General features: G+C 73.5%; 16 protein-coding genes. 9 read left to right on the plus strand and 7 right to left on the minus strand.

What is annotated here, in order from left to right:
• Positions 1 to 172: 172 nt before the first annotated feature.
• Positions 173 to 1,183, minus strand: a complete 1,011-nt coding sequence (locus tag IH00_RS0131560) for a zinc-dependent alcohol dehydrogenase (RefSeq protein WP_031079504.1) — start codon at positions 1,181 to 1,183, stop codon at positions 173 to 175.
• On the minus strand, positions 1,180 to 2,334 hold the full coding sequence (locus tag IH00_RS0131565; RefSeq protein WP_031079505.1) for a mandelate racemase/muconate lactonizing enzyme family protein: 1,155 nt from the start codon (positions 2,332 to 2,334) through the stop codon (positions 1,180 to 1,182). The genes IH00_RS0131560 and IH00_RS0131565 overlap by 4 nt, the downstream gene beginning before the upstream one ends.
• Positions 2,335 to 2,576: 242 nt before the next feature.
• Between IH00_RS0131565 and IH00_RS0131570 the strand changes: the two genes are divergently transcribed.
• From IH00_RS0131570 to IH00_RS0131585, 4 genes are all read left to right on the plus strand, one after another.
• Positions 2,577 to 3,350, plus strand: a complete 774-nt coding sequence (locus tag IH00_RS0131570; protein ID WP_031079506.1) for an IclR family transcriptional regulator — start codon at positions 2,577 to 2,579, stop codon at positions 3,348 to 3,350.
• Positions 3,347 to 4,207 carry an SMP-30/gluconolactonase/LRE family protein gene (locus IH00_RS0131575; protein WP_031079507.1) on the plus strand — a complete coding sequence of 287 codons (861 nt, stop codon included), beginning with the start codon at positions 3,347 to 3,349 and terminating at the stop codon, positions 4,205 to 4,207. The genes IH00_RS0131570 and IH00_RS0131575 overlap by 4 nt, the downstream gene beginning before the upstream one ends.
• Before the next feature lie 208 nt (positions 4,208 to 4,415).
• A complete protein-coding gene (locus tag IH00_RS0131580) occupies positions 4,416 to 7,793 on the plus strand; it encodes an ATP-binding protein (protein WP_324615810.1) in 3,378 nt (1,125 codons plus the stop codon).
• Positions 7,794 to 7,851: 58 nt separating this feature from the next.
• Positions 7,852 to 8,055, plus strand: a complete 204-nt coding sequence (locus IH00_RS0131585; protein WP_031079509.1) for a hypothetical protein — start codon at positions 7,852 to 7,854, stop codon at positions 8,053 to 8,055.
• A gap of 194 nt (positions 8,056 to 8,249) precedes the next feature.
• On the opposite strand, the gene IH00_RS0131590 is transcribed toward IH00_RS0131585, so the two are convergent.
• Together IH00_RS0131590 and IH00_RS45120 are read right to left on the minus strand one after the other, a co-directional pair.
• The gene (locus tag IH00_RS0131590) at positions 8,250 to 9,284 is read right to left on the minus strand and encodes an iron-containing redox enzyme family protein (RefSeq protein ID WP_031079510.1); all 1,035 of its coding nucleotides are present in this window, start codon (positions 9,282 to 9,284) and stop codon (positions 8,250 to 8,252) included.
• Complete coding sequence (locus tag IH00_RS45120) at positions 9,281 to 10,849, minus strand: FAD-dependent oxidoreductase (protein WP_052411781.1); 1,569 nt, start codon at positions 10,847 to 10,849, stop codon at positions 9,281 to 9,283. Before IH00_RS45120 ends, IH00_RS0131590 begins: the two co-directional genes overlap by 4 nt.
• Positions 10,850 to 10,912: 63 nt before the next feature.
• Here IH00_RS45120 and IH00_RS0131600 point away from each other — a divergent pair, with 63 nt between their 5' ends.
• The 5 genes from IH00_RS0131600 to IH00_RS0131620 all read left to right on the plus strand — a co-directional run bounded on the left by IH00_RS0131600 (position 10,913) and on the right by IH00_RS0131620 (position 13,887).
• Positions 10,913 to 11,572: a HemK2/MTQ2 family protein methyltransferase gene (locus IH00_RS0131600; RefSeq protein ID WP_078888066.1), complete on the plus strand. Its 660-nt coding sequence runs from the start codon at positions 10,913 to 10,915 to the stop codon at positions 11,570 to 11,572.
• Between the two features lie 34 nt (positions 11,573 to 11,606).
• Positions 11,607 to 11,768: a CDGSH iron-sulfur domain-containing protein gene (locus IH00_RS0131605; RefSeq protein ID WP_078888078.1), complete on the plus strand. Its 162-nt coding sequence runs from the start codon at positions 11,607 to 11,609 to the stop codon at positions 11,766 to 11,768.
• 28 nt (positions 11,769 to 11,796) lie between these two features.
• On the plus strand, positions 11,797 to 12,030 hold the full coding sequence (locus tag IH00_RS0131610; protein ID WP_031079514.1) for a DUF6480 family protein: 234 nt from the start codon (positions 11,797 to 11,799) through the stop codon (positions 12,028 to 12,030).
• Positions 12,031 to 12,049: 19 nt separating this feature from the next.
• Positions 12,050 to 12,466, plus strand: a complete 417-nt coding sequence (locus tag IH00_RS0131615) for a CBS domain-containing protein (protein WP_031079515.1) — start codon at positions 12,050 to 12,052, stop codon at positions 12,464 to 12,466.
• 242 nt (positions 12,467 to 12,708) lie between these two features.
• Positions 12,709 to 13,887 (plus strand): acyl-CoA dehydrogenase family protein, encoded by a 1,179-nt coding sequence (locus IH00_RS0131620; protein ID WP_031079516.1) that lies wholly within the window; start codon positions 12,709 to 12,711, stop codon positions 13,885 to 13,887.
• 30 nt (positions 13,888 to 13,917) lie between these two features.
• Here the strand turns inward: IH00_RS0131620 and IH00_RS0131625 are convergent, their stop codons facing one another.
• The 3 genes from IH00_RS0131625 to IH00_RS0131635 form a co-directional block, all read right to left on the minus strand.
• A complete protein-coding gene (locus tag IH00_RS0131625) occupies positions 13,918 to 14,829 on the minus strand; it encodes a LysR family transcriptional regulator (RefSeq protein WP_031079517.1) in 912 nt (303 codons plus the stop codon).
• 148 nt (positions 14,830 to 14,977) lie between these two features.
• Positions 14,978 to 15,112, minus strand: coding sequence for a hypothetical protein (locus IH00_RS45125; RefSeq protein WP_267882618.1), 135 nt, complete (start codon positions 15,110 to 15,112; stop codon positions 14,978 to 14,980).
• A 70-nt stretch (positions 15,113 to 15,182) separates the two neighbouring features.
• Positions 15,183 to 16,295, minus strand: coding sequence for an ABC transporter substrate-binding protein (locus IH00_RS0131635; protein ID WP_031079518.1), 1,113 nt, complete (start codon positions 16,293 to 16,295; stop codon positions 15,183 to 15,185).
• Positions 16,296 to 16,465 lie beyond the last annotated feature (170 nt).

Genomic DNA, 16,465 nt, shown 5'->3' on the forward strand with positions numbered 1-16,465 from the left:
TGCGGCGTGGTGCAGTGCGGTGTGGTGCAGTGCGGTGTGGTGCACGGCGGTGCGTGCGGTGTGGTGCACGGCGGTGCGGGGCCTGCGGCGTTCGGAGCGGCCGCGGGTGTACGGCGGTGCGGGGGCGGTCGGGACGCGTCCCGCACCGCCGTACGGCACGAGGGGCGTCCGGCTACGGACGCAGCAGCACCTTCCCCGTCTTCGGGTCACCGGCGCCGACCAGCGCGATGGCGTCCGCGAACCGCTCCAGCGGGAACTCGTGCGTGACCAGCGGCGCGGGGTCGAGCAGTCCGAGGCCGAAGGCCCGTACCGCGTCCGACCAGGCCGACGACGGGGCCCCGAACACGCTGCGGATCTCCAGCTGGCTCAGCGACAGGTGCACCGGGTCGATGCCGACGGCCCCGGGGGTGAACATCCCCGTCAGCACCACCCGGCCGCCCCTGCGCGCCAGCAGGCACGAGGCGGCGGCCGTGGACGGCGCCCCGGCCGTCTCCACGATCAGGTCGAACCGCCCACGCAGTGCCTCGGCCTCGTCCGGTACGAGGCACGTGCCGGCGCCGAACCGCAGCGCCTGCTCGCCCCGGGACGCCCGCGGGTCGATCACCGTCAGATCGCCCGGCGACGACGCCGACAGCAACTGCACGGCGAGCAGCCCGAGGGTGCCCGCGCCCACCACGGCGACCCGTTCACCGGGGCGCGGCCGCCCGGCCCGTACCGCCGCGGCGATCACCGCGGCCGGCTCCAGCAGCGCGGCGGCGCGCAGATCGGCGTCGTGGTGGAGCGGGTGCAGCAGCCGCGCCGGCACGGTGACGTGGTCGGCGAAGGCGCCCGGCTCGGTGAACCCGGTCTCCGCGTACCCGCCTTGGCACAGGCTCGTCTCGCCGCCGCGGCAGCGCTCGCACGCTCCGCAGGCCCGGAAACCCTCGGCGACCGCCTTGCGCCCGACGAGCGCGGGATCGACGCCCGGACCGACCGCCGCCACGGTGCCGGCCCACTCGTGGCCCGGGACCACCGGGTACCGGACGTACGCGGCGTCGCGGTGCCCGTCGTACAGCTCCCGGTCGCTCATGCAGATCCCGGCCGCCGCGACCCGGACGAGGGCCTCGCCCGGTCCGGGCTCGGGCACGTCGCGCTCGACGAGCCGGTGCACCCCCGGGCGTTCGACGAGCAGCGCCCGGCTCACTTCGGCGCCCGCTTCTCCCAGCCCTCGGCCCACAGGTCGAACCGGGCCTTCTGCTGGGGGAACTCCGCCGCCGCGTCCACGTCCAGCTCGACGCCCAGGCCCGGCGCGTGCGACACCTCGAAGCAACCCGTGGCCGGGTCGACCTGAGGAGCGCCCTTGACGACCTTCTTGATCTCCGCGTCGGCGAAGTCGTTGAAGTGCTCCAGGATCTTGAAGTTCGGGGTGCACGCGGCCAGTTGCAGCGAAGCGGCCGTGAGCACGGAGCCGCCGACGTTGTGCGGGGCGACCAGCATGTAGTGCGTCTCGGCGGTCGCCGCCAGCTTGCGCGTCTCCAGGATGCCGCCGATGTGCCCGAGGTCGGGCTGGATGATGTCGGCCGCCTGCGACTCGAACAGCTCCCGGAACTCGATCCGGTCGTGGATCCGCTCGCCCGTCGCCACCGGCAGGTCCACCTTCCCGGCGACCTTCTTCAGTGCCTTGAGGTTCTCCGGCGGCACCGGCTCCTCCAGCCAGGCGGGGGCGAACGGCGCCATCTCCCGCGCGAGCCGCACCGCCGTGGCCGGGCTGAACCGCCCGTGCATCTCCAGCATCAGCTCGGCGTCCGGCCCGATCGCGTCCCGCACCGCCTCGATCAGTGACACCGCGTACCGCGTCCCCGGCGCGTCCAGTTCGAGGTGACCGGTCCCGAACGGGTCGATCTTCAGCGCCCGGTAGCCGCGTGCCACCACCTCCTTGGCCGCCCGGTGGTAGGCCTCGGGGGTGCGCTCGGTGGTGTACCAGCCGTTCGCGTACGCCTTGACCCGGTCGGTCACCTTCCCGCCGAGCAGCTGCCAGACCGGCACGCCCAGCGCCTTGCCCTTGATGTCCCAGCACGCCATCTCGACCACCGCGATGCCCGACATGACGATCTCGCCCGCCCGGCCGTAGTCGCCGTACTTCATCCGGCGGACGAGGTCCTCCACCGCGAAGGGGTCGGATCCCGCGATGTGGTTGGCCTCCGCCTCCTTGAGGTAGCCCACCAGCGCGTCCGTGCGGCCCAGCATGCGGGTCTCGCCGACGCCGGTCAGGCCCTCGTCGGTGTGGACGAGCACATAGGTGAGATTGCGCCAGGGGGTTCCGACGACATGCGTGCTGATTCCGGTGATGCGCACGGCAGCGACCCTGCCCTTCCGTCTTCGTGCGAGCCGTGCACCGCTCGGCCCGCTCGCGACCCGTCCTGTGTCTGTTCGATATTTCGTCATACGTTCGAAATCTGGGCGTGACCGTATTCACCTCCTGGGGAGGTGTCAATGGGTGACGCACGCCCGTTGCTCGGTGAAGTCGCCTGTGGCTAGCCTGTGTTCGTCATACCGGTCATGTGCCGGAGTTTCGAACGGAGAGGTGGGTGGCCGACATGGGTCGTCTTGTTCCCGCGGTGACCAGGGCGCTCGACATCCTGGAGCTGTTCCTGGACGGTGACGGAACGCTCTCCGCGCCCGAGGTCACCCGCAAGCTGCACCTGCCCCGCACCACCGTGCATGAGCTGCTCACGACCCTCGCCGCCCGGTCGTACCTGGTGCCCGTCCCCGAGCAGCCCGGCCGCTACCGCCTGGGCGTGCGCACGTACCAGCTCGGCAGCCGGTACGCCGAGCAGCTCGACCTCGCCGCCGAAGGGCTGCGGGTCGCCCGCGAGGTCGCCGAGACCTGCGACGAGACCGTCCATGTCGCGATCCTGGAGGACACCGACGTCATCTACATCGCCAAGGTCGACTCCACCCACGCCGTGCGCATGGTCTCCGCCGCGGGACGCCGACTGCCCGCCCACTGCACCTCCGTCGGCAAGATGCTGCTGGCCTCCCTCCCCGAGCACGAGCTCGACCGCCGCATCACCGGGCGTCAGCTGGCCGCCATGACCCCCAACAGCCTGACCGACCCCGACGAGCTGCGCACGGCGCTCGCCGGGATCCGTGAGCGCGGGATCGCCACCGAGCACCAGGAGTCCAACCCGGACGTCAGCTGCGTCGCCGCCCCCGTGCGCGACAGCGCGGGCCGGGTCGTCGCCGCCCTGTCCATCTCCGTCCCGATGAGCCGGTGGAACGAGCGGCGCGAGGACGAACTCGCCGAACTCGCCGTCAAGGGCGCCGAGGAACTCTCCGTCAGCCTCGGTCACCGCGGCGGCGGCCGGTGAGGCGCAGGGCCGGCGTGGACGTCGCCGTGCGCGAGCACGCCCGGCTCGGCGAGGGCCCCACCTGGGACGCGGCCCGCGGACGGCTCGTCTGGGTCGACATCCTCGGCGCCCGCGTCCACACCTATGACCCCGGCAGCGGCCGGCGCACCGTCATGGCCACCGAACAGCACGTCGGCGCCGCCAAGCCGCGCACGGCCGGCGGACTCGTGGTCAACCTCCGCGACGGCATCGGCCTGTACGACGAGGACGGCACGTTCCGCTGGCTGGTCCGCGGCCCGGTGAGGGGGCGGCGCGGCAACGACGCGGCGGTGGCGCCCGACGGTTCGCTGTGGGCCGGCACCATGCGCTACGACGAGGCGCCCGGTGGCGGCAGTCTGACCCGCATCGCCCCCGACGGATCCGCGTCGTCCGTCTTCCCGGACGTGTCCGTCAGCAACGGCACCGGCTGGAGCCCGGACGGCACCCGCATGTACTACATCGACAGCCCCACCCGACGCATCGACGTCTGCCGCGTCGACCCGGACGGGCACCGGGTCCTCGACCGGCGCCCCCTGGTCACGGTCGAACCCGGCGCCGGGTTCCCCGACGGCCTGACCGTCGACGCCGACGGCTGCCTGTGGGTCGCCCTCTGGGACGGCGGCCGGATCCGCCGCTACACACCGGAGGGAAAGCTCGACACGACCGTCGAACTCCCCGTACGCCGCCCCACCTCCTGCGCGTTCGGCGGACCCGGCCTGCGCGACCTGTACATCACCACCGCCCGCACCGGTCCGCCCCGCCCCCACCCACTGTCCGGATCGCTCCTGGTCCTGCCGGACGCGGGAACGGGCCTGGCGGGCACGCCGTTCGCGGGCTGACGGGCGTGGGGGCCGGACCGGACGACGGCGCCGGCCCCGGAAGGCCGCCGTGGCGGAGTCCCGTGCCTTCGCCGAACGCCACCACGCCGAACCGGCCCCCCGCGCACCTCCCGACCGGCGAGGCGGCCGCTCCGGAGCGCCGCCGTCCCCCGCCCCCGCCCGCCGCACCGGCCGGATGACCGTCTGCCGGACCACCGACAATGAGCGGGTGACACACGGCAACGGCAACGGCAACAGCGATCGCAAGACCAACGGCAACGGCTCCGGCGACCGCAACGGCGATCGCGGCGCCAAGGGCTCCGGCTACCGCTTCGGCGTCCTGGGCGCCGCCCAGGTGCTGCGCCCCGACGGCACCGAGGCCCCGCTCCCGGGGCCACGGCTGCGGGCCCTCCTCACCGCGCTCGCCGCCGCCGCCGGGCGGACCGTCCCCGCCGGAACCCTGGCCGCCCAGCTGTGGACCGACGCACCGCCCGCCGACGAGATCGCCGCACTCCAGGCGCTGGTCGGGCGACTGCGCAGAACCCTGGGCCGGGACGCCGTCGTCTCCGCGCCGGGCGGCTACCGGCTCGCCGCCCGCCCCGACGACATCGACCTCTTCCGCTTCGAACGGCTCGCCTCCGACGGCGCCGCCGCGCTCGACGCCGGGGACCCCGCCACGGCGGCCCGCCTCCTCGACGAGGCCCTCGGCCTGTGGCGCGGGCCGGCCCTCGCGGACCTGCCGGGCCGGGGTACCGACCCCCTCGCCGCCCGGGCCCGGACACGGCACACCGAGGCCCGCCGCGCCCGGCTCGCCGCCGAAGTCGCGCTCGGCCGTCCGCAGGCCGCCCTGCCCGGACTCGCCGAACTCGCCGCGGACCGGCCGCTGGACGAGCCCCTCGCCGCCCTGCGGATCCGGGCCCTGCGGGCCGCCGGACGCCCGGCCGAGGCGCTCCAGGCGTACGAGGGCGTCCGCTCCGGGCTGGCCGCACGGCTCGGCACGGACCCCGGACCGGAGCTGCGGGCGCTCCACGCGGAGCTGCTCGCCGCGGACGAGGAACCGGTACGCCACCGGGCGACGCCCGAGCCCGGCAACCTGCGCGCCCGGCTCACCTCCTTCGTCGGCCGCGACACCGAACTGACCGACCTCGCCGTCCAGGTGCGGCGCCACCGGCTGGTCACCCTCCTCGGGCCGGGCGGCGTCGGCAAGACCCGGCTCGCCCTGGAGGCGGCGGACACCGCCCGCGACCGGGCCCCAACGGACACCTGGCCCGACGGGGTCTGGCTCGCCGAACTCGCCCCCGTACGCGACGAGGCGGACGTCGCCGGGACCGTGCTGACCGTGCTCGGCGCCCGCGAGCCGCTGAGCTGGACCGCCGACACCGGCGCCCGCGACCCGCTCGACCGGCTCGTGGAGTACTGCGGCCGACGGCGGCTCCTGCTCGTCCTCGACAACTGCGAGCACGTCGTCGGCGCGGCCGCCCGGCTCGCCGACACGGTCCTGGCCGCCTGCCCCGGCGTCACCGTGCTCGCCACCAGCCGCGAGCCGCTCGGCGTCCCGGGCGAAGCCGTACGCCCCGTCGACCCGCTCCCCGAAGAGGCGGCGCTGCGGCTGCTCGCCGAGCGCGGAGGCTCCGCCCGCCCCGCGTTCCGCGTGACCGACGACCCGGAGGCGTGCGCCGAGATCTGCCGGCGCCTCGACGGCCTGCCCCTGGCGATCGAACTGGCCGCCGCCCGGCTGCGGGCTCTGTCCCCGCGACAGATGGCCGACCGCCTCGACGACCGGTTCCGCCTCCTGACGGGCGGCAGCCGCACGGCGCTGCCCCGCCAGCAGACCTTGCGCGCGGTCGTCGACTGGTCCTGGGAGCTGCTCGACGCGGCCGAGCGGACGGTTCTGCGCCGGCTGGCCGTCTTCTCCGGCGGCTGCACCCTCGCGCTCGCCGAGGAGGTCTGCGCCGAGCCCGACACCCTCGACCGCCTCACCTCGCTCGTCGACAAGTCGCTCGTGGTCGCCGACCCGGCACCCGACGGGACCATGCGCTACCGCCTCCTGGAGACCGTCGCCGACTACGCCGCCGAACGGCTCGCCGAGGCGGGGGAGCGCGAAGCCACCGCCCGCCGCCACCTCACCGCACACCGGGAACTGGTGCGCACCGGCGAGCGCGAACTGCGCGGACCGCGCCAGGCGGCATGGCTGCGCGTCTTCGAGGCCGAGCACGACAACATCCGTGCCGCGCTGCGTACCGCCGTCGAGCTCGGCGAGGAGCAGCAGGGCCTGTGCGTGGTCCTGTGCCTGAACTGGTTCTGGCAACTGCGCGGCCATGTGACCGACGCCCGCACCTGGTCGGCGGCGGTCGCCGCGCTCGGTCCCGACCCGTTCCTCCCGCCGGTGCGGCGCGCCGTTCCCCTGCACCGGAGGTGCACCGACACGCCGCCGCCGTGGGACGACGAGACCCTGTGGGAGGCCCGGCGCGGTGTCCGCCTGATGGCCTTCGCCTCCGACGGCAGCCAGGGAGCCGCCGCGCTGGAGAAGCCCGAGAACCGCGCCTACCTGGAGGCGATCGCCGACACGTACCGCCCCGGCATGCCGCAGAACTGCCGCCACCCCGGTGCCATGTGGTTCTTCGTCCGCCTGCTCCTCGGTGAGTTCCGGGGCCTGCCCGACACGATGGCCGCCACCGTGGAGTCCACCCGGGAGCACGGCGACGACGCCGACATCGCCTTCGCCCTGCTGATGCGGGCCAAGCTCCTCCAGGAGGAGGGCACCGACGCCGACGAGGCGCTCGCGCGGTTCGAGGCCGTCGGCGACCGATGGGGCATCGCCGAGTCGCTCTCCGCACGCGGCGAGGCCCACGACCGCGCCGGGCGGTACGCGGAAGCGGCCCGGGACTTCGAACGGGCCATGGCAAGCGCGGAGCGCATCGGTGCGCACAGCCAGGTCACCGTCTTCCAGGCCCGCCTCGCGTCCGTACGGCTCCGGCTCGCCACCACCCCCGCCGAGCGCGAGCAGGCCGAGAACCTGCTCCTCGCCGCCGCCGACGCGGCGCGCACGTACAACGTCGAGGCCGTCAGCACCGCCCGGCTGCTGCTCGCGCAGCACTACGGCCGCACGGGCCGCGTCCCCCTCGCCCGTCACCAGCTCGACGTCATCGAGCGGGAGCTCATCCCCGGCATCGCCGAGATGTTCACCGGCATGCTGCTGGGCCTGCACGCCTGGCTGGACTGCCTGAACGGCGATCACGCACGTGCCCGTGAACGCCTCGCCCAGGCCGTGCGCCGGCTGGAGACGCTGGCCTACCTGGTCGCCCCGCACATGGTCCTCGGCCAGTTCCCCACCGCCGCGTGGGCCATGGCCGGCCACGGCGACCCGTCCGACGGCGCCCGGCTCCTCGGGGCGTACGACCGGCACGTCGCCGACCTGGCCGGTACGGGCTTCCGCCAGCTCCCCGTCGACGCGGAGAGGGAGATCCGGGACCGTGCGGAGAGGGAGCTGCGCGCCGTCCTGGACGACGCGTCGCTCGCCCGCGCCCACGCCGAGGGCCGCGCCCTCGGGCTCAAGGAGGCCGCCGCCCTCGTCCGCCGAGGGGCGCCCCGAAAGGGGGTGGTGTAGCGGATGCGAACGGGGTACCCGGCGACGACAATGACTGCAGGACGAACAAGGAGGCGGCATGAACGCTGAGCCCGATTCGACCTCCCAGCGAGAGCGCGTCACGCCCGACCGCCTGCTGCACAGCGGCGCCGAGAGCGACGACTACACCGCGGAAGACCTGGTGCTCGCTTCGGGACGTGACGTGAACCCGAAGAACCTGGCCTGGGCAGAGCGCCGGATGGCCGAGAAGGGCAAGGCCGCCCTCGACGAATTGCTCCCCTGACGCGGGCGCCCCCCGCCCGCGGGCGGCACGGGCCGCGCGACCGCACTCCTGCTCCGGAGTGAAGCCGCGTGGCCCGGGCGTGCGCAACGGGCCCGGCCGGTCCCGCACCCGGCCGCGGCGGGATCGCCGGGGCCACGGATCACCCGATCCCGATCAAGCGCAAGCCACGGATCATCAAGGGTTCGGGCAACCGGTCAGCCCTGCGCCGGCGCCGGTGCGCCGGGAAGGCAGGCGAGCGGGCGGCGCAGGGACGTGTGCCCGGCGTCCCAGGACGCCAGCACCCGCTCCTCCCAGCGTTCGTCCAGCCACACCGTCGCACGGATCCCGAACGCGATGTCCCCCGCCAGCTCCGGCTCACGAGAGAGCAGGTCACCGAGGACGTGGCGGCGCATCACCTGCTCGTGCACCGCGTCCGCCTCGACGTGCTCGGTGAAGAACCGCACGCACCGCTCCTCGGCTCCGAGCCGCTCCAGCGCCTTGGCCATCCGCCGGGCCCCCGGCGGCGAGGTGATCTCCAGCACCGCGAAGTTCCCGGCCGCCGCGCCCCGCAGCGAGCGGTGCAGCCCGAACAGGGACATCACGTTCACCGTGGCGAGCGTGACGGCCGGCACCAGGTCCAGATAGCGGCCGTACGAGGCGTCGAGCCCGGCCCCGTCCATGAGCTCCGCGAACAGCCGCGCGTGCACCCGCTCGCCGTGACCGGCGCCGAACTCGTCGAACGCGACCGCCACCAGCGACGCCTTCGCCTGGCCCTCCAGGCGGGGGATCAGCCACGCCTGCGGGTCCGACTCCTTGAGCTGGTACGGCGAGCGGTGCACCAGGTACTCGCGCATCAGCTCCCAGGTGCCCTCGTCCATCAACCGGTGCGACACCCCGTGCCCGTCGACGGGCTCCACCAGCAACGGCTCCAGGGCCGCGTCCACGGCCGGAGCACCGACGCCGTCGCCCTCCCGAGGCACGGCCTCGCGCAGCGCCGCCAGGAACGCCTCCTCCATCGGCCTGCGCAGCCCCAGCAGGGCCGGGTCCCACTCCCGCTCGTCGTCGACGCCCTCCAGAGCCCGGTAGTGCGGTTCGTACGACAGGTACAGCGCGAGCTGGAGGTCCTCGCCGAACGGATCGGCGTCCGCGACGGACGGGGCCTCCGGTGGCGCGGCCCCGCCCAGCAGGACGTCCCGGACGGCCGCCGACAGCGGACCGCGCGGCTCGGGAAGCGGAGCCGGATGGGTCATCGGGCCTCCTCCTCGTCGACGTCGAACTGCTCCAGAGGCTTCATCGCCGGCCCCTGGACCACCTTGCCGTCCACGTCGAAGCGCGACCCGTGGCACGGGCACTCCCAGGCGCACTCCTCGTCGTTGAAGTGCACGATGCAGCCCAGGTGCGTGCAGCGCGCCGAGACCGCGTGCAGCGCGCCTGCCGCGTCCCGGTGCACCGCGAGCCGCCGCCCGCCGACCCGGACGACCGCGCCGGCACCGGGCTCGATGTCGGCCGTCGAATCGGCGTGCGCGCCTGGCAGCCGGTCGCCGATGAAGTGCTTGCCCACCTGGGCCTGGAGCCGCAGCATGGCGGGCGCCTCGCGCACCGGGTGCAGCCGCACCGGGTCGTACAGGCTCGTCCAGGCGGGCTCGCGGCCGCGGATCCGCGACGCCAGCAGATCGCCCGCCATCACCCCGTTGCTCATGCCCCACCCGGCGAACCCGGTCGCCACGTACGCGTGCCGGGAGCCCGCGTGCAGGCGCCCCACGTACGGCACGCGGTCGGTGGTGAAGTTGTCCTGCGTGGCCCAGCGGTGGGTGAGCTCGACCTCCGGGAACCGCTCGCGTGCCCATGACGCGAGCTTCCGGAACCGCTCGCCGACCTCGCCCTCGCCCTCCGTGCCGGGGGTGAACTTCTCGCCCGTGACGATCAGCATGCGCCGGCCCTCGCCGTACGGAGCCGTCCGCACCGACCGCGTACCGCCCTCCGGAGTCAGGTACATGCCCCCGGGGTCCTGACCGGCCGGGATCGGGCCCGCCACGACCAGCTCCCGCTTCGGCTCCAGCCGCGTGAACAGCAGCGCCCGGTCGAAGACGGGGTAGTGCGTGGCGACCACGACCTCCCGCGCCCTGACCGTGTGCCCGCCGCTCGTGGTCAGCTCGCAGGGCGTGCCCTCCTGGAGCCGGGTCACCCGGGTCCGTTCGAAGATCCGCCCGCCGAGCACCTCCAGGTCGGCGGCGAGCCCCAGCAGGAACTTGCGCGGGTGGAACTGCGCCTGGTTCTCGACCTTGACCGCGCCCGCCACCGGGAACGGCAGCGGCACCTCCGTCTCGTACGAAGCATCCAGGCCCGCCGCGCGCGCCGCCTCGGCCTCCTCGCGCAGCTTGCCGGCCATGGCCGGATCCTCGGTGTACGTATACGCCGGGAGCCGCTCCAGGTCGCAGTCGATGCCCAGTTCCTCGCTCACCTCGGCCACGTGGTCGACGGCGATCTGCTGCGAGTGGGCGTACAGCCGGGCGGCACGCGCGCCGTGCACCGAGGCGATCTCGGCGTACGCCATGCCGTGCAGCGCCGACAGCTTCGCCGTGGTGTGGCCGGTCACGCCGGAGGCGATCCGGTCCGCCTCCAGCAGAACCACCGGGTGCCCTGCGCGCGCGACCTCCCACGCCGTGCACAGCCCCGCGATCCCGCCGCCGACCACGGCCACCTCGGTCTCGATGGAGGCGTCCAGGGGCGGGCGGGCCGGTCCCGGGGCGTACTCCATCCACAAGGAGCCGGCACCGGAGGCCGGGCCGGGGCCGGAACCGGGGTCGTACGTCATTGCTCACTCCTCATCACAACGATCACACCGTTTCACGTGGGATCTTCGAGGTACCCGTTACGCATGCGGCTACTCAGACCGCGTGGTGTGTACGAGCCCCAGGAAGACACAGAGCTGCTCGCGAAGGCCGCCCGCAGCGAACTGCGTACCCTGCATCTCGCGCACCACGCCGACGTACTCGACGTGGGAACCGGAACCGGTGCGCTGGCGCTGCTGGCGGCCACGTGCACGGCGGCTCGGGTGACCGCCGTCGACATCTCCTGGCGCGCCGTGCTCGCGGCGCGCTACAACGCCCGGCGCCTGGGCCTGCCGGTCCAGGTGCACCGTGGCGACCTGACAGGGCCGGTCAGGGGCCGGAAGTTCGACCTGATCCTCTCGAACCCGCCGTACGTCCGCTCCCCGCGCCCCGCGACCGGTGCGGCCGTGCGGACCTGGGCGGCGGGTGCGGACGGGCGCGCCGTCCTCGACCGGCTGTGCACCGAGGCGCCCACGCTGCTGAGGGAAGGGGGAGTGCTGCTCCTGGTGCAGTCGGCGCTGAGCGGGGTGGCCCCGACACTGGAGCGGCTCGGCGACGGAGGGCTGAGCGCACGGGTGGCGCTGCGCGACACGATCCCCTTCGGACCGGTGATGGAGGGCCACGCCGAATGGCTGGAGCGGCACGGTGTGATCCGGCCCGGTGAGCGCAAGGAGGAGCTGGTGGTGATCCGTGCCCAGCGAACGTGAGCCCGAGCACGTGGTGATCGATCCCGAGGGGCCGATGCTGCTCGAGGGGCCGGTGGAGATACAGCTGCCGGACGGCGGCACGGCCCGCTCGGACCGCTTCATGGTCGCGGTGTGCACCTGCCGTCGCAGCCGCCGCTATCCGTGGTGCGACACGAGCCACCGCCGCCGGATCCGGGGACCGGGCGGCCGCGAATGAAATGTCCAGGAATGCGTACTCGTATCCCATGACGTACCCGAACCCGGACCCAGATCCGGACCGCACTCCCGGCCTCGAGCCCGGTGGTGGTGTCCCGCCCGGCGAGACGCCGCCCGGCGAGTCGAGCATGTCCGAAGCCGGGCCGAGGGAGACGCACAACCCGACGACCGGCTGGGCCAAGGCCCCGCTGGTCCTGATCATCCTCATCGTCGTACTCGTGGCGGCGCTGTTCGCCGCGATGGCCGTGGTGATCGCCCTGTGATGCGAAGGAGCTCCGGCACATGACAACCGCACGTCAGCTGATGACGAAGGGCGTCGACTGCATCGGTGAACGGGACACGATCCTCCAGGCCGCCGAGATGATGACGCAGCTCGGCGTCGGGGCGATGCCCATCTGCGGCGAGGACGACAAGCTCAAGGGCATGCTGACCGACCGCGACATCGTGGTGAAGGCCCTCGGCGCGGGCAAGGACCCGGCGACCACCACGGCCGGTGAGCTGGCCCAGGGCCAGGTCGTGTACGTGGACGCGGACGACGACGCGCAGATGGTGCTGCGCAGGATGTCCCAGCACAAGGTGCGTCGGCTGTCCGTCATAGAGAACCACCGCCTGGTCGGCATGATCGCCCAGGCCGACGTGGTACGCGGCCTCCCGGACCCCCAGGTCGGCGACCTCCTGCAGGCCCTCTCCACCGACTGACGCGACCCGTCCGCCCCCGTTTCTGCAAAAACGATCCGCCCCGCCGGAGCACCTCACCGGCGGGGGCGGACCGCCCGCGCGCCGGAGCAGGTGCTGCCGTGCCGCCACGCACCGGCGGGCAGGGGACCGGCGCGGGCCGCCGGCGGACCCCGGCAGCGGCCTTCCGGATTCCTGTAACAGGTTCTACCGTGTCCGTCCTGCGACGCGCGCCGAGCAGCGACGAGACGACGCCTGGAGGAGCCGTGCACCTCGACTACACACCCGCACAGCAGCAGTTGCGCACCGAGCTGCGCGCGTACTTCGCCGAACTCGTCCCCGACGACACCTACAACCGGCACACGGATCCCGCCACCCGCAAACGGTTCTACCGCGACACCATCCGCCGCCTCGGCGCGGACCGCTGGCTCGGCGTCGGCTGGCCCGAGGAATACGGCGGCCGCGGGCTGACGCCCATCGAGCAGTTCATCTTCTTCGACGAAGCCGCCCAGGCCGGCGTACCGCTCCCGCTCATGGCGCTCAACACGGTCGGCCCCACGATCATGCGCTACGGCACCGACGAGCAGAAGGCGTACTTCCTGCCCCGTATCCTCTCCGGCGAGATCGACTTCGCCATCGGGTACAGCGAGCCCGACGCCGGCACCGACCTGGCCTCGCTGCGGACACGGGCCGTCCGCGACGGCGACCACTACGTCGTCGACGGACAGAAGATCTGGACCACCAACGGCGACACCGCGGAGTGGGTGTGGCTGGCCGTCCGCACGGACCCGGCGGCCCCGCCGCACAAGGGCATCACCGTCCTGCTCGTCCCGACGTCCGACCCCGGCTACTCCTGCACCCTGATCAACACCCTGGCCTCGCACGACACCACCGCCAGCCACTACGAGGGCATCCGCGTCCCCGTCACCCACCGCGTCGGCGAGGAGAACCAGGGCTGGCGCCTGATCACCAACCAGCTCAACCACGAGCGCGTCACCCTCGCCGCCCACGGCACGATGGCCATCCGCGCCCTGCACAACGTCCAGCGCTGGGCGGCGGGCACCGAACTCGCCGACGGCCGCCGCGTGATCGACCTCGGCTGGGTCAGGAAGCGCCTGGCACGGACCCACACGAAGCTCGACGCGATGAAGCTCCTCAACTGGCGGATGGTCAGCGCCCTCCAGGACTCCACCCTCACCCCCCAGGACGCCTCCGCCGTCAAGGTCTACGGCTCCGAGGCCCGCCGCGACGCCTACGCCTGGCTGATGGAGGTCGTCGGCGCGGCGGGCCCGCTCAAGGAGGGCTCCGCCGGTGCGGTCCTCCACGGCGAACTGGAACGCGGCTACCGCTCCGCCGTGATCTTCACCTTCGGCGGCGGCAACAACGAGATCCAGCGCGAGATCATCTCCTGGATCGGCCTGGGCATGCCGCGCGTCCGCCGCTGAGGCCGCGCCGGCCACACGCACGCCTTCCGCTCACGCCCCGGGAGCGGCTCCGGCTATGTGGCGTGCGCCCAGTTCCTGAGCGGTGTCGATGAGCGCCTTGATGTGGGGTGCGGGGGTGGCCGCGGGCACGACGAGTGCCCACTCGGTGAGCGGGGCGTCGTGGATCGGCAGCAGTACGACGCCGGGGTAGCTGTAGTAGCGCGGGACGTGTCCGTTGAGCGGACACACCATCCGGCCGGCCGCGACCAGGGCGAGCACTTCGTGGAACGTACGGGCCTGCGGACCGCGATGGACGGGTTGCCCCTTCGGAGTGCGGTCGGGGCACATCGCCCGGAACCAGTCCTCCGATACGAGGGTGCCGGGATCGAGGACCGTCCGGCCGGCCAGGTCCTCCATCGACACGGAATCGCGGCCGGCCAGGGGGGAGTCCTCGGCGACCGCCAGCACACGGCCCTCCGTGAGCACCACCGGCCCGCAGCGGAGTCCCGGCTCCCGCACGGGAAGCCACATCAGTTGCACGTCGACCGCGCCGGTGCGGAGCTTGGAGAAGGGATCGCTGAAGTGGAACTCGACGAACTCGACACGGCAGTCGGGATAGCGGGCGTGGTACGCCTCGACGAGCCAGGCCAGTTCCGACGGGAGAGCCCCCATCGCCCCCACGCGAACCGTTCCGCAACAGCCGCGGGCGGTTGCGGCAGCTTGGTCCAACGCGGTCCGTATCCGCTCGTAGGCGGGGCTGAGGTCGTCCCGCAGGCGCTGTCCCAGCGGGGTCAGCGTGACCGCGCGCGTGGTGCGCTCGAACAGGACGCCACCCAAGCGGCGCTCCTGCTGCCTGATCGACTGGCTGACCCGTGCCTGGGACAGGTGCAACCGCTCGGCGGTCCGCCGGAAATGCAGCTCCTCGGCGAGGGTGAGGAAGATTTCGATGTCCCGCAGCTCCACTGCATCCCCGGTTGATCATTTCCGCTTATGAGTGCCATGCGGAAGCCGTTGTTGCTCAGCGACGCAGCTTAGAGGGAGGGTTGTCTCGCCCCGGTCGCCGGCCTGCGAGCGGCAGGAGCGGCGACCGGGCGCGGCGGCCGTCACGCCGTCACGCCGTCGCGACGACCGGCTCGACCCGGCGGACGGAGGGCACGGCGCCGTCGTCGACCAGCCATTGCAGGCGGGACCTGTACTCGGCGGGTCGTCGGTAGCCGATGCGGGCTGCGAAGGCCCGTGGGGGCATCGGTGCACCGGCGTGCCGGGGATGCTCACCGTCCGGGGTCGCATGCGGTGACAGGCATTCCCGAGCCGCTTCAGGCGGCGTGAAGGACCCGGAAGCGGTCGGGTCGTGCCGGATCCCGGTCCACGACCTGGGTGGGTGGCCAGGCCCATTGCCACACGCTGATGCCGGGCGCGCGGGAGAACCGGATCAGCCCGCGCGTGCCTTCGACCGCGACCCGGGGCCACGCCCCGGCGAGACCCGCCGGGTCCGAGCCGTGGGAGCGCAGCATGTCGGTGAGGACCGCGACCGTGTCGTAGCCCTCGAACGCGACGAAGGAGGGCGCTTCGGCCAGCCGCTCACGGAGGGCCGCCCCCACACGTACCCCGAGGGGGCTGAGGCGCTCGGGCAGGTAGCGGAGGAACGGGATCGCGCCACCGTCGTCGCCCAGCAGCGTCGGCCACACGGCGAACTCCGGTTGCCCGGCCGGAGCACCGATCATGATGCTGGCCAGGCGCCGGTCGCCGCGGACGGATCTGACCAGCGACACCGCCGGCTCCGGCGCCCCGACCAGCAGGAGGAGGGCCGTCGCGCGGTTGTCAACGAGTCTCTCGCAGACGGCCGTGGGGTCGAGCGCGCGTGCGTCGAGTTCGAGCACGGTGCCGCCGCGTGGCGCGAGGTGGCCCCGGAGGATGCGGGTCCCCGAGGCCCAGTACGCACTCGGTTCGGTCGCCACGGCGACGCGGCGGTGGCCCGCGTCGAGGAGGAAGTCCGCGTAGAGCTTCCAGCCGTGCGACTGCGCCGGGGCGAGGCGCGCGACCCATTCCGTCGGCTCATCGGTGAGCGCGTCGAGAACCGCCGACGAGCACAGGAACGGCAGGCCGAGCGCGTCGGCCCTGGCGGCGGCCGCGCGAGCGACGACGCTGTGGTACTCGCCGGCCAGGGCGACCACGCCCAGGCGGGCCAACTCGTCCACGGCCGCAGCCGCCCTCTGCGGATCAGCGGCAGTGTCACGTATCACCAGCTCGAGCGGTCTCCCGCCGATCCCGCCGGCGTCATTGACGTCGCCGACGGCCAGCTCCAGTCCGGCGAGCAAGTGCCGGCCCGCCTCGACCCACCCGGGCCGGGTCAGCGGGACGAGAGCACCGATCCGGACGGTTGTTTCGTCGGAGCGTTCCGCTCCGCGCGGCGACGGTGGTGTGTTCATGCGTCGGCGTCTCCTCTGTGTCGACGATGCGGCCTCTGCCGTCAAGTCAAGATCCAGCATCGTGTCCGCCGGCGGGCACTGGCAATCCCGGCCCCCTGCGGCGCCCACGCAGGGAGACCCGTGCCCGCACACGGAGACCCCGTGCCCGCACACGGAGACCCCGTGCCCGC

Origin of the sequence: Streptomyces sp. NRRL S-118 (assembly GCF_000716335.1) — a bacterium.
Lineage (GTDB): Bacteria > Actinomycetota > Actinomycetes > Streptomycetales > Streptomycetaceae > Streptomyces.

Excerpts from the sequence above, each read along its gene's own strand:
- IH00_RS0131570 (WP_031079506.1), top strand. The coding sequence starts at position 2,577 with ATGGGTCGTCTTGTTCCCGCGGTGACCAGGGCGCTCGACATCCTGGAG.
- IH00_RS0131585 (WP_031079509.1), top strand. The coding sequence starts at position 7,852 with ATGAACGCTGAGCCCGATTCGACCTCCCAGCGAGAGCGCGTCACGCCC.
- IH00_RS0131590 (WP_031079510.1), bottom strand. The coding sequence starts at position 9,284 with ATGACCCATCCGGCTCCGCTTCCCGAGCCGCGCGGTCCGCTGTCGGCG.
- IH00_RS45120 (WP_052411781.1), bottom strand. The coding sequence starts at position 10,849 with ATGACGTACGACCCCGGTTCCGGCCCCGGCCCGGCCTCCGGTGCCGGC.
- IH00_RS0131600 (WP_078888066.1), top strand. The coding sequence starts at position 10,913 with ATGCGGCTACTCAGACCGCGTGGTGTGTACGAGCCCCAGGAAGACACA.
- IH00_RS0131605 (WP_078888078.1), top strand. The coding sequence starts at position 11,607 with ATGCTGCTCGAGGGGCCGGTGGAGATACAGCTGCCGGACGGCGGCACG.
- IH00_RS0131610 (WP_031079514.1), top strand. The coding sequence starts at position 11,797 with ATGACGTACCCGAACCCGGACCCAGATCCGGACCGCACTCCCGGCCTC.
- IH00_RS0131615 (WP_031079515.1), top strand. The coding sequence starts at position 12,050 with ATGACAACCGCACGTCAGCTGATGACGAAGGGCGTCGACTGCATCGGT.
- IH00_RS45125 (WP_267882618.1), bottom strand. The coding sequence starts at position 15,112 with ATGCCCCCACGGGCCTTCGCAGCCCGCATCGGCTACCGACGACCCGCC.
- IH00_RS0131635 (WP_031079518.1), bottom strand. The coding sequence starts at position 16,295 with ATGAACACACCACCGTCGCCGCGCGGAGCGGAACGCTCCGACGAAACA.